Below are 11,730 nucleotides of genomic sequence, written 5' to 3'. Positions count from 1 at the left end.
TCTCAGTCATGGAACTGCGCCATCTCCAGCACTTCGTCGCGGTCGCCGAGGACCAGCACTTCACCCGGGCCGCCGAACGCCTCATGGTGTCCCAGTCCGGCCTGTCCGCGTCGATCCGCGCCCTGGAGCGGGAGCTGCGCGCCCCGCTGTTCGTGCGGACGACCCGCAGGGTGACCCTCACCGAGGCGGGCCGCGCGCTGCTGACCGAGGCCGAGCGGATCCTCGCGCAGGTCAGGTCGGCGCACGAGGCGGTGGCCGCCGTGCAGGGCGTCCTGCGCGGGACCCTCGCGGTCGGCGCCGAGCAGTGCATCGCGGGGGTGCACCCGCCGGGGCTGCTCGCCGCGTTCCGCCGTACGCACCCGGACGTGGAGGTGCGGCTTCGGCAGTTCGGGTCGGGGACGCTCGCGGAGGAGGTCGCGGCGGGGCGTCTCGACCTGGCGTTCGCGTACCGGACGCAGGACGACACGGATCAGCTGAGGTCGGTGTCGCTGGCCGTCGAGCCGATGTACGTGCTGTGCCACCCCGAGCACCGGCTGGCGGGCGCGGGGGCCGCGCTGAGCTGCGAGGACGTCGGGGACGAGGTGTTCGTGGACTTCCATCCCGACTGGGGTCCTCGCCGGGCGACCGATGCCGCGTTCGCGGAGGCGGGGGTGCGGCGGACGGTCGCGCTGGAGGTCAACGACGTGCACAGCCTGCTCGACCTGATCGACGAGAACCTCGGCGTCGCCGTCGTCCCCCGGCACTTCCGGCACAAGCGTCCCGCGCTCGCCGCGCTGCCGCTGAAGGGGTCCGGGGAGCAGGGCTACGAGACGGTGGCGCTGCTTCCGCCGGACGGGGCGAGAAGCCCTGCGGCGCGGGCGCTCATGGGGTTGCTCGAAACCGGGGGCGCCTGAGCCGCGCGCGGGGCATGGTGGTCGTATGCATGCGAAGGACATTCTCATCGACGGGTACGGCCGCATCCGGGAAGAGGTCCACGCGGCGGTCGCCGGCCTCGACGCGGACGGGCTCAACCACCGGCCGACCCCCCAGGCCAACTCGGTGGCCTGGCTGATCTGGCACCTCACCCGGGTCCAGGACGACCATGTCGCCGACGCGTTCGGCCTGGAGCAGGTGTGGCACGCGCAGGGCTGGGAGAAGCTGTTCGGCCTCGATCTGCCGCCGCACGACACCGGGTACGGGCACGGGCCCGAGCAGGTCGCCGCGGTCCGGGTCGCCGGGGCGAACCTGCTCACCGGGTACTACGACGCCGTCCACGAACAGACGCTGGAGGCGCTGGTCGCGGTCACCGCCGAGGATCTTCAGCGGATCGTCGACATCCGCTGGGACCCGCCGGTCAGCCTCGGGGTGCGCCTGGTGAGCGTGCTCGCGGACGACCTCGAACACGCCGGCCAGGCGGCCTATCTGCGCGGGATGATTCAGAGCGCGGAGGAGTAGCCCGGCAGGACGACGTCCTCGATCAGCTTCTCGCGCTCGTCGAACGGGATGAACGCGCTCTTCAGGGCGTTCACCGTCACGTCGCGCAGGTCGGCGGTGGTCCAGCCGGCCTGCTCGACCAGGAGGGACATCTCGCGCGTCATCGTCGTACCCGACACCAGGCGGTTGTCGGTGTTCAGGGTGACGCGGAAGCCGAGGTTCTTCAGCGCGGTGATCGGGTGCTCGGCGATCGAAGTGGCGGCGCCGGTCTGGAGGTTGGAGGTGGGGCACATCTCCAGGGCGGTACGGCGGTCGCGGACCCAGCCGGCGAGGCGGCCGAGCTTGCCGTCGACGATGTCGTCGGTGATGCGGACGCCGTGGCCGATGCGCTGCGCTCCGCAGGTCTGGAGCGCCTGATGGATGCTGGACAGGCCGTCCGCCTCGCCCGCGTGGATCGTGAACGGGACGTTCTCGCTGCGCAGGTGCGCGAACGCGTCCGCGTGGTCGGCGGCCGGGAAGCCCGCCTCGGCGCCGGCGATGTCGAAGCCGACGACGCCCGCGTCGCGGTAGGCGACGGCCAGGTCCGCGGCCTCGCGGACGCGGTCGAACATGCGCATGCCGCACAGGATCGTGCCGACGCGGACCGGGGTGCCGGCGGCAGCGGCCTTCGCCATGCCGGCGGCGAGCCCTTCCTGGACGGTCTCGACGACCTCCCGCATCGCGAGGCCACCGCGCGTGTTCAGCTCCGGCGCGTAGCGGACCTCGGCGTACACGACGCCGTCCGCCGCCAGGTCCAGGACGTACTCCTCGGCGACCCTCAGCAGGCCCTCGCGGGTCTGGAGGACGGCGAGGGTGTGGTCGAAGGTGGCGATGTAGCGGACCAGGTCACCGGAGTTGGCAGCGTCGTAGAACCAGGCGGCGAGTTCTTCCGGGTCGGTGGTGGGGAGGGTGTGGCCGACCTCGGCGGAGAGTTCGACGAGGGTGGCGGGGCGGAGGCCGCCGTCGAGGTGGTCGTGGAGGACGGCTTTGGGGAGGCGGCGGAGGGTTTCGGTGTCTACGCGCGTAGTGGTCATGGGGTGGGGCTTCCTTGGGTGGGGTGGGTGGTGGTGGTTCGCCGGGGGCCTGGGGTGGGGGGCTGCTGGGGGCTTTCGGCGGGGCGGGGCGGGTTCGGCGGGGTGTTGCCGGGGCCGTTTCTGGTGGGTCGTGCTCGGGTGGGTCGATCAGGGGGTGACGCCGGGGGCGGGTCAGGGGGGCGGGGTCAGCGGGATTCTGGCGGCGTCTTTGCCGGTGGGTCGTGCTTCGGCGGCTAGCGCTTTGGCGGGTCGGTCAGCAGGTCCGTCCGGCTCGGCGAAGTCCCGCCGGGAGGCGGGTTCGCCGGTGGTGCTCGGGGGGCGATCAGCGGGTGCGGCTTCCGTGACTGCGAGTCGGCCCGGTCCGCCGCCGGGATAAGTCGGCGGGGGCCTCCTCCGGGGGGTCGGCTGCGGAGTTCGTGCGGTACTCCCCCGCCTCGCCGCCGTCGCCGGTCAAGCTCGCGTCCCGCTCAGTCCGACGGTTGCAGCAGGTCCCACCTGTTTCCGTACAGGTCCTGGAAGACCGCGACCGAGCCGTACGGCTCATGGCGGGGGGCCTCCAGGAACGTCACGCCCGCCTCGGTCATGCGGGTGTGGTCGCGGGTGAAGTCGTCCGTGTGCAGGAAGAAGGCGACCCGGCCGCCGGTCTGGTCGCCGACGTGGGCGGACTGGGTGTCGTTCTTGGCGCGGGCCAGCAGGAGTCCGGTGCCGCCGCCCGCTCCGCCGGGTTCCACCACAACCCACCGCGAGCCGTCGGGGCGGGGCTCGTCCTCGGCGAGGCGGAAGCCGAGAGCCTCGGTGTAGAAGCGGATCGCCTCGTCGTAGTCGTCGACGACGAGGGTGACCAGGGCGATGCGTGACATCGGGGCCTTTCGGGGAAGATCGGCGGGGCTGGTTAGCGGAAGAGGTTATACGTAAAACCCACTCGATGCCAATCCTATTTCCGGGGTGCTTGGAGGGGGCGGCGCGGGGTGGTTTCCGGGGGCCGGGGTGGGCCTGCTCCCAAGGGCGGTGCCGGGCGGATTCCAGGGGGGTCGGTGCCGGGCGGTATCGACGGGGCGGTGCCGGGCAGACTCCCCGGGCCGGCGCCGGGCGGTACCGAAGACGCGACGCTGGACGGACTCCCCGGGTCGATACCGGGCGGTACCGAAGACGCGACGCCAGGCAGACTCCCCGGGTCGATGCCGGGCGGTATCGACGGGGCGACGCCGGGCGGCTTCCCGGCAGCCCGATGCCCTCAGCCCTTGTTCCCGGGCGCCTGGTCTCCCCGTCCCCTGACGCCCACCCTCCCCCGGTTCTAGGCCCCGAGACCGACCCGTACCCCACCCCGCGCCCGAGGCGCCCGCACCCCGGCCCCGGATACGTTCCGCCCATGACGATCACCCCCGGCCCCATCCGCGACTTCGCGCAACGCAAGCACGACACCCTGGCCCGTCTCGAACGGGAGATGGACATCTGGGTGGCCACGGCGGGGCCGGACGGGGTGCCGTGTCTTGTGGCTCTCTGGTTCGTGTGGCACGGGGACGCGCTGTGGCTGGCGACGCGGTTCACCAATCCGACGGGGCGCAATCTCCAGGGCGGCGGCAAGGTGCGGCTGGCGCTCGGAGATACGCGGGACGTCGTGCTCGTGGACGGCGAGACGACCTCGTACACGCGGGAGTCCGTGCCCGAGGACGCGGCGCGGGCATTCGAGGCGAAGACGGGGTGGGACCCACGCCAGGACGCCGCGTCGTACGGGTTCTTCCGGGTCCGTCCGCTGGAGGTGCAGGCCTGGTGCGAGCAGCGAGAGTTGCCGCGTCGGCACCTGATGCGGGACGGGGTGTGGCTGACGGATCAGGGCGTCGGATCGTCGCGCAGGATGCTGTAGCGGACGAGGTCGCGCCAGTGCCCGTCGCGGAACGCGGCGCTGCGCAGGACACCTTCGCGGGTGAACCCGAGCTTCTCCAGGGCGCGTTGCTCGGCGAGGTTGCCGATGTCGGTGTCCGCTTCGACGCGTTGGGCGGTGCTGTGGGCGAACAGGTAGCGCACCAGGAGCCGTTGGGCCTGCGTCCCGATGCCGCGTCCGCAGGCGTCGGGCAGGAGCTGGATGCCGATGTTCCAGTAGTGCGCGGCACGGGTGACGCCGGTCTTGTGCCAGGCGACGAAGCCGACGGGGTCCTCGTCGGCGGCCACGGTGAGGTGGCCGCCGTCGTCGGTGAGCATCCCGTTCTCGGCCCAGCGGCGCCTAAACCGCGCGGGGTCGGCCCAGCCGAACCACTGGAAGGGGCCGGTGAGTTCGGCGTCGACCAGGAACGCCTCCAGGACCAGGAGGTCGTCCTCGCGGACCGGTCGCAGCGTCACGGAGTCACCATTCACCCCGCTACTTTACGGTGGGCCCCTTGGAGTCGGGTCAGCTCCCCGTCGGTCAGCCGCAGGGCGCCCGCCGCGACGTTCTCGGCGAGGTGACCGGGGTTGCCGGTGCCGGGGATGGCAAGGACGTGGTCGCCCTGCGCGAGGCTCCAGGCGAGCCGGATCTGTGCGGGGCCCACCTCGTGGGCGGCGGCGATGTCCCGCACGGCGTCGTCGTGGTCGGCGGTCGCGCCCTGGGGTCCGGCGTCGCCCGCGATGGCGAAGAACGGCACGAACGCGATGCCGGACTCGCCGCACAGGCGCAGGACTTCGGCCGTGGCCTCGTTGCGGCTGCCGAGCCCGAAGCGGTTCTGGACGCTCACGACGGGCGCGATCTCCCGTGCCTCCGCGAGGTGTCGGGGCTCCACGTCGGAGACACCGAGGTGGCGGATCAGGCCCGCGTCCCTCAACTCCGCGAGGGCGCCGAAGTGTTCGGCGATCGAGTCCTGGCCCATCCGGCGGAGGTAGACGAGGTCGAGGTGGTCGCGCCCCAACTGGCGGAGGTTCTCCTCGACATGGGCGCGCAGGTCCTCGGGGCGGGCCGACGTGTCCCACTCCCCCGCCCAGTTGCGGAACGGGCCGACCTTCACGGCGATGACCAGGTCGTCGGCGTACGGCGCGAGCGCGCTGTTGATGAGTTCGTTGGCCGAGCGCAGGGCGGAGAAGTAGAAGGCGGCCGTGTCGATGTGGTTGACGCCCAGCTCAACGGCCTTGCGCAGGACGGCGATCGAGCGGTCCCGGTCGCTGGGGGTGCCGAGGTGGAAGGCGGCGCTCCCCGTCAGCCGCATCGCGCCGAAGCCGATGCGGTTGACGGTGAGGTCACCGAGGGTCCAGGTGCCGGAGTCTGCCGCCGTGATCTTCTCTGAGGTCATCGGCGGAGTCTCGCACAGGCCCGTCACTCGCCGGCGCCTCAGCCGAGCGGCTTGTCCAGGATCGCCTTGCGGTGGCTGAACGTCTCGATGGAGTACCGGCCGTGGTAGTTGCCCATCCCGCTCTCGCCGACGCCGCCGAACGGGAGGTCGGAGACGGTGAGATGGGCGAGGGGCAGGCCGTAGCCGATCGCGCCGGAGGACGTCTCGGCGGCGATGCGGTCACGGGCCTCGACGGACTCGGAGAAGACGTACAGCGCGAGGGGCTTGTCGCGGTCGTTGATGAACGCGAGCGCCTCGTCCAGGTCCGCGACCGTGACGATCGGCAGGATCGGGCCGAAGATCTCCTCGCCCATGACCGGGGACGCGGGGTCGACGTCGGCGAGGACGGTCGGCGCGATGTACTTGTCGGCGCGGTCGTGGACGCCGCCGACGACCGTGCGGCCGGAGTCCAGGAGGCCGGTGAGCCGGTCGAAGTGGCGTTCGTTGACGATCCGCCCGTACTCGCCGGACTGCTGCGGGTCGGCGCCGTACGTGTCCTCGACGGCGCTCGCGAGGAGGGGTTCCAGCGCGGCGGCGGTCTCCGGGTCGGTGAGGATGTAGTCGGGGGCCACGCAGGTCTGGCCGGCGTTGAGGAACTTGCCGCGCGCGAGGCGGCCGGCGACGGCCTTGAGGTCGGCCGTGGAGTCGACGAACGCCGGGGATTTCCCGCCGAGTTCGAGGGTGACCGGGGTGAGGTGCTCGGCGGCGGCGCGCAGGACGATCCGGCCGACGGCGCCGTTGCCGGTGTAGAAGATGTGGTCGAACTTCTCGGCGAGCAGCGCGGTGGTCTCCGGGATGCCGCCCTCGACGACGGCGACGGCGTCGGTGTCGAGGTAGGCCGGGAGCAGGCGGGCCAGCGCGGCGGAGGTCGCGGGGGCGAGTTCGCTGGGCTTGACGACGACCGCGTTGCCGGCGGCGAGCGCGCCGACGAGGGGGGTCAGCAGGAGCTGGGCCGGGTAGTTCCAGGGGGCGATGACGAGGACGACGCCCAGCGGGTCGTACTGCGTGCGGGCGGTCGCGTCGGAGCCGAGGTGCGCGGGGACGGGGGCGGGCTCGGGGGTCAGCCAGGTGTCGAGGTGGTCGAGGGTGTGGTCGATCTCGCGGACCGTGAAGCCGATCTCGGTGCGCTGGGACTCGGCTTCGCTCTTGCCGAGGTCGGCGTGGAGGGCGGCGGCGAGGTCGGCGCCCTTCTCCGTGAGCAGGTCGCGCAGGCGGCGCAGTTGCGCCGTACGCCACTCGACGGGCTGGGTGCGGCCGGTGCGGAAGGTGGTCCGCAGGCGGGTGACGACGTCGGCGGGTCGCTCGGTGGTCACGGGGGTGCCTCGCTCGGATAGACGGTGCTGGTCTGACGGTGCTCGATCAGATGTATATAGCAACTATCGGCTGCGGGCCAACATTCCCGGGCCGTACGACTACTTTGCGCCATGGCGCGATCACACGCGCGTGGAGCCGTCCACCGTCTCCGCGAGGCGCTCCAGCAGGGCCTTCAGCATCTCCTCGTCGCCCTCGCCGAGGGCGGGCCAGTCCTGGCGTACGGCGCGGTCGACGCGGCGCCAGTGGTCGCGGCCCCGCGGGGTGAGGTGGACGAGGATGCGGCGCCGGTCGTGCGGGTCGACGCGGCGGTGGACGAGGTTCTGGTCCACAAGCTGGTCGACGAGTTTCGTGAGCGTCGGCGGGGGCAGGAAGGCGGCTTCCGCGATCGCCGACATGTGGTGGCCGGTGTCGTCGGCGAGCAGGGTCAGTACCCGCCATGCGTCCAGGGAGCAGCCCTCCTCGTCCAGGGCGGCCTGGAGGCGGCGGGCGGCCAGCCGTTCGGCCCTGGTGAGGAGGCGTATCAGGTCGTTGGGCCGGCGGGCGGACGAGGTGGACATCCTGCTCCTAGCTCCGAGAGGTGTACATGGTATGAGACGGACTGGAGTTCGGGGCAGGGACCCTGGACCATGGCGCCATGTCCCGCCCCGACCCTTCCGTGTTCGGCGTCGCCCTCGTGTTTCCGCTCCAGGGGCCCGCCGGGATCTTCGGGCCCGCCTGCGAGCTGTGCGCGCGGCTCGCCGCCGAGGAGGTCAACCGGGCGGGCGGGGTCCTCGGCCGTGAGCTGCGGCTCGTGCCGGTCGACGGGGGCGCGCCGCCGCGCGAGGTCGCCGACCGCGTCGAGACCCTCGTCGACCTCGGGGCCGTCCAGGGCGTCACCGGCTGGCACATCTCCTCCGTACGCCAGGCCCTCGCGCCGCGCGTCGCGCACCGGGTGCCGTACGTGTACACCGCGCTGTACGAGGGCGGCGAGGACCGCGCCGGGGTCTTCCTCACCAGCGAGACGCCGCGCGACCAGCTCTGCCCGGCGATGGTCCTGCTCGCGGGGGAACGCCGGGTGCGGCGGTGGTTCGTCGTCGGCAACGACTACGTCTGGCCCCGGCGTACGGCCCGCGCGGCGCACACGTACGCCCGGCGGACCGGCTCCCGGGTCATCGGCGAGGCGTATCTCCCCCTGGGCACGCACGACTTCGCGCCCGTGCTGCGCCGTATCGAACGCTCCGACGCGGACGGCGTCCTCATGCTGCTCGTCGGCAGCGACGCGGTCCGCTTCAACCGGGCGTTCGCGGCGTACGGCCTGGACGCGCGCGCCCTGCGCCTGAGCACGCTGATGGACGAGAACATGCTCCTGGCCAGCGGCCCGGCCGCCACGGCGGACCTCTACAGCACGGCCGGCTTCTTCACGTCCCTCGCGACCCCCGACACCCTGGACTTCCACGGCCTCTACGCCCGCCGCTACGGCCTCGACGCCCCGTCCCCCGGCAGCCTCGGCGAGTCCTGCTACGAGGGGGTGCTGTTGCTGGCGGCGCTGCTGCGGCGGGCGGGCACGGGAGACGTCACGCGGATCGGGGCGACGGCGCCGTCGGTGTCGTACGAGGGGCCGCGCGGGCTGCTCCACCTGGAGGGCAGCCACGTCCGCCAGCGCATCTACCTGGCGCGCGCGGACGGGCTGGACTTCGACGTGCTGACCGAGCTGCGTCCCTGAGCGAGCGGGCTCAGGAGGTGAACGGCACCTGAGCCGAAGGGGTCTGTGCCGTCCCTGCGGGGTGGGTCCACAGGCCGTCCTCCGCGAGCTTCGGGAGGACGCCCTCGCCGAACCAGTACGCCTCCTCCAGGTGCGGGTAGCCGGAGAGGACGAACTCCTCGATGCCGAGGGCCGCGTACTCCTTGATGAGGGCGGCGACTTCTTCGTGGGAGCCGACGAGGGCCGTCCCCGCGCCGCCCCGTACGAGGCCGATGCCGGCCCAGAGGCCGGGGTGGATCTCCAGCCCGTTGCGGTCGCCGCCGTGCAGTTCGAGCATCCGGCGCTGCCCCTCGGACTCGCTCTTCGCCAGCCCCGCCTGGACGGACTCGACCGTCTCGGGGTCGAATCCGGCGAGCAGGCGGTCCGCCTCCGCCCAGGCCGCCTCGGACGTGTCGCGCGTGATGACGTGCAGCCGGATCCCGAACCGCAGCGTACGGCCGTGCCGCGCGGCGAGCCCCTTGATCCAGGCGATCTTCTCCGCGACCTGCGCCGGCGGCTCGCCCCAAGTGAGGTACACGTCCACGTACTTGGCGGCGATCTCCCCGGCGATCGGTGAGGACCCGCCGAAGTACACCTCGGGCACCGGATCGGGAAGGCGCGCCAGCTTCGCGTCCTCGACCCGCAGATGCTCCCCCTTCAGGTCGACGGACTTCCCCTCCCACAACCCCCGTACGACGTCGAGGAATTCACCGGTGCGCCGGTACCGGTCGTCCTTGCCGAGGAAGTCCCCGTACGCCCGCTGCTCGTGACTCTCCCCGCCCGTCACGACGTTGAGCAGGAGCCGCCCCCCGGTCTGCCGCTGGAACGTGGACGCCATCTGCGCGGCGAGCGTCGGCGAGACGAACCCGGGCCGGAAGGCGACGAGGAACTTCAGCCGCTCGGTGTGCTGGCTGACCATGGCCGTGGTGAGCCACGCGTCCTCGCACCACGCGCCGGTCGGGGTCAACGCGCCCACGAACCCCAGGTCTTCGGCCGCGCGGGCGATCTGGCTCAGATAGCCGACCGTGGGCGGCCGGTCGCGTCCGGAGGCGGTCGCCGGGGTGCCGTGGCCGCCGCCGACGACATGGCGGCTGTCGCCGTTGGTCGGGAGGAACCAGTGGAAGGTCAGGGACGACATGGGGGTCTCCTCGGGAGGTCAGAGCAGGCCGTGGCGGGGCGGCCGGGTGCCACCCAGCACGTACCGGCCGATGTGCTGCACCTTCCAGCGCGTCGGGTCGTGCAGCGTGTGGGTGCGGGCGTCGCGCCAATGCCGGTGCAGGTTGAGGGAGTTGAGGGCGGAACGGGTGCCGGAGACCTCGAAGAGGGCGGCGGCGACATCGACGGCGGCCTGTGCGGCGGTCACCTTCGCGGCGGCGACCGCGATCGACGCCTCGGCGGCGGTGTCGTCGGTCAACTCGGCACGCGCCGCGTCGACCGCGCGTGCCGCTTCCTTCAACAGGGCGTCGGAGGCGCGGACTTGGATCGCCAGTTCCCCGAACCGCTGGATCAGCAGGGGGTCTTCGGCGGCCGTCTCGTATCCGCTCTCGAACCAGGGCCGACTCTTGGTCCGCACGAAGTCGACGGCTTCGGCGAGCGCGCCGCCCGCGATCCCGGCGTCGATGGCGGCGTGCAGCAACTGGGCGACGGCGCCGTGGAGTTGAGGGCCCTCGAAGGTGAGGTGGTGCGGGAAGACGCGGTCCGCCGGGACGGGTACGGCGTCCAGGTGGACGGTTCCGCTGGCGGTCGTGCGCTGGCCGAGGCCGTCCCAGTCGTCGTCGATCGTCACGCCGGGTGCGCCGGCGGGGACGTACGCGACGTACAGCTTGTCGTCCTCGGCGCGGGCCAGGACCGGGATCCAGTGGGCGAACAGGGCGCCGGTGGAGTAGTTCTTGGTGCCGGTGAGGGTGTACGAGCCGTCGGGTCGGCGGTCGAGGCGGGCGCGGATGTCCTGGACGTGCTTCGTGCCGGCCTCGGACTGGGCGTTGCCGAGGCGGCGGCCGGCGAGGATCTCGTCGTAGAAGAACTTCCGCTGCTGCTCGGTGCCTTGGCGGCGGATGACGTTGACGTAGACGAAGTGGCTCTGCGGGATCTGCGCGAGGCTGCCGTCTGCGGTGGCGAGGAGGCGGAAGATCTCGGCGAGGGTCACCGCGTCGACGTCGGCGCCGCCGTGGCCGGCGGGGACGGTGACGGCGAGCAGGCCCGAGTCCGAGAGGCGGTCCAACTCGGCGCGGGGCAGGCGGCGTTCACGGTCGCGCACGGAGGCGTCCGGACGGAATTCGTCCGCGAGCGCCCGCGCGACCGTGAGCGCCTCGGCGGCGTCGGCGATCACGTGCGCTGTCATCAGCTCGCCGCCGCCAGGTACGGGGTGCGGCCGAGGGCGGCCGAGAACTGGTCGACGATCTGCGCGAGGGCCTCGGCGGAGGCGGGGGCAACGGTGACCGTGCCGTCGTCGTGGGCGGTGATGTCCTTGTCGAGGGTGAACCAGCCCTGCACGATGTGCGCGGCGCCCATCGAATTGAGGACGGGACGCAGCGCGTAGTCCAGGGCGAGGACGTGCGCGGTGGAGCCGCCGGTCGCGAGGGGGAGGACGGTCTTGCCGGTGAGCGCGTACTGCGGGAGCAGGTCGAGGAGGGACTTGAGGACGCCGGAGTAGGACGCCTTGTAGATCGGCGTGCCGATGACGACGCCGTCGGCGCTCGCGAAGAGGTCGGTGGCCTCGACGATCGCGGGGTGCTGGAAGTCGGCGCCGAGGAGCGCCTCGGCGGGGATCGTGCGGACGTCGAGGGGGATGACGCGGTGGCCGTGCGCGGTGAGACGCTGGTCGAGGTGGCGCAGGAGGCGGCCGGTGCGGGAGGAGGGGGAGGGGCTGCCGGAGACGGACAGGACGGTGGCCATGCGGGGCCTCTTTCGGATG

At 72.4% G+C, this 11,730-nt stretch carries 13 protein-coding genes; 4 read left to right on the top strand and 9 right to left on the bottom strand.

The features are described from left to right. Nucleotides 1-8 precede the first annotated feature (8 nt). Both J8M50_RS45065 and J8M50_RS45060 read left to right on the top strand, forming a co-directional pair. A complete protein-coding gene (locus J8M50_RS45065; RefSeq protein ID WP_010356489.1) occupies nt 9-893 on the top strand; it encodes a LysR family transcriptional regulator in 885 nt (294 codons plus the stop codon). A 25-nt stretch (nt 894-918) separates the two neighbouring features. After that, entirely contained in the window at nt 919-1,434 is a 516-nt protein-coding gene (locus tag J8M50_RS45060; protein ID WP_010356490.1) for a mycothiol transferase, read from the top strand. Here J8M50_RS45060 and J8M50_RS45055 read toward each other — a convergent pair. Next, a complete protein-coding gene (locus J8M50_RS45055; protein WP_010356491.1) occupies nt 1,416-2,486 on the bottom strand; it encodes an adenosine deaminase in 1,071 nt (356 codons plus the stop codon). The two genes, J8M50_RS45060 and J8M50_RS45055, sit on opposite strands and share 19 nt — an antisense overlap. Nucleotides 2,487-2,953: 467 nt before the next feature. Next, complete coding sequence (locus J8M50_RS45050) at nt 2,954-3,346, bottom strand: VOC family protein (RefSeq protein ID WP_010356492.1); 393 nt, start codon at nt 3,344-3,346, stop codon at nt 2,954-2,956. A 509-nt stretch (nt 3,347-3,855) separates the two neighbouring features. On the opposite strand from J8M50_RS45050, the gene J8M50_RS45045 reads away from it, so the two are divergent. Beyond that, nucleotides 3,856-4,350, top strand: a complete 495-nt coding sequence (locus tag J8M50_RS45045) for a pyridoxamine 5'-phosphate oxidase family protein (RefSeq protein ID WP_010356493.1) — start codon at nt 3,856-3,858, stop codon at nt 4,348-4,350. On the opposite strand, the gene J8M50_RS45040 is transcribed toward J8M50_RS45045, so the two are convergent. From J8M50_RS45040 to J8M50_RS45025, 4 genes are all read right to left on the bottom strand, one after another. Continuing rightward, nucleotides 4,317-4,823, bottom strand: coding sequence for a GNAT family N-acetyltransferase (locus tag J8M50_RS45040; RefSeq protein WP_010356494.1), 507 nt, complete (start codon nt 4,821-4,823; stop codon nt 4,317-4,319). The two genes, J8M50_RS45045 and J8M50_RS45040, sit on opposite strands and share 34 nt — an antisense overlap. Before the next feature lie 11 nt (nt 4,824-4,834). Continuing rightward, complete coding sequence (locus J8M50_RS45035; protein ID WP_010356495.1) at nt 4,835-5,743, bottom strand: aldo/keto reductase; 909 nt, start codon at nt 5,741-5,743, stop codon at nt 4,835-4,837. 38 nt (nt 5,744-5,781) lie between these two features. Then, nucleotides 5,782-7,095: an aldehyde dehydrogenase family protein gene (locus J8M50_RS45030; protein WP_010356496.1), complete on the bottom strand. Its 1,314-nt coding sequence runs from the start codon at nt 7,093-7,095 to the stop codon at nt 5,782-5,784. A gap of 120 nt (nt 7,096-7,215) precedes the next feature. Continuing rightward, entirely contained in the window at nt 7,216-7,653 is a 438-nt protein-coding gene (locus J8M50_RS45025) for a MarR family winged helix-turn-helix transcriptional regulator (RefSeq protein WP_010356497.1), read from the bottom strand. Nucleotides 7,654-7,730: 77 nt separating this feature from the next. On the opposite strand from J8M50_RS45025, the gene J8M50_RS45020 reads away from it, so the two are divergent. Further along, nucleotides 7,731-8,798 carry a substrate-binding domain-containing protein gene (locus J8M50_RS45020; RefSeq protein WP_010356498.1) on the top strand — a complete coding sequence of 356 codons (1,068 nt, stop codon included), beginning with the start codon at nt 7,731-7,733 and terminating at the stop codon, nt 8,796-8,798. A 10-nt stretch (nt 8,799-8,808) separates the two neighbouring features. On the opposite strand, the gene J8M50_RS45015 is transcribed toward J8M50_RS45020, so the two are convergent. From J8M50_RS45015 to ssuE, 3 genes are read right to left on the bottom strand one after another with little or no spacing between them, the layout of a single operon-like run. After that, the gene (locus J8M50_RS45015; protein ID WP_010356499.1) at nt 8,809-9,954 is read right to left on the bottom strand and encodes an LLM class flavin-dependent oxidoreductase; all 1,146 of its coding nucleotides are present in this window, start codon (nt 9,952-9,954) and stop codon (nt 8,809-8,811) included. Nucleotides 9,955-9,972: 18 nt separating this feature from the next. Continuing rightward, the gene (locus J8M50_RS45010; protein ID WP_059044461.1) at nt 9,973-11,157 is read right to left on the bottom strand and encodes an SfnB family sulfur acquisition oxidoreductase; all 1,185 of its coding nucleotides are present in this window, start codon (nt 11,155-11,157) and stop codon (nt 9,973-9,975) included. Continuing rightward, nucleotides 11,157-11,711: an NADPH-dependent FMN reductase gene (gene ssuE, locus J8M50_RS45005; RefSeq protein WP_010356934.1), complete on the bottom strand. Its 555-nt coding sequence runs from the start codon at nt 11,709-11,711 to the stop codon at nt 11,157-11,159. The genes J8M50_RS45010 and ssuE overlap by 1 nt, the downstream gene beginning before the upstream one ends. Nucleotides 11,712-11,730 lie beyond the last annotated feature (19 nt).

Source organism: Streptomyces acidiscabies (assembly GCF_020010905.1).
Classification (GTDB): Bacteria; Actinomycetota; Actinomycetes; order Streptomycetales; family Streptomycetaceae; genus Streptomyces; species Streptomyces acidiscabies.
This window is presented reverse-complemented; position numbering and strand designations above follow the sequence as displayed.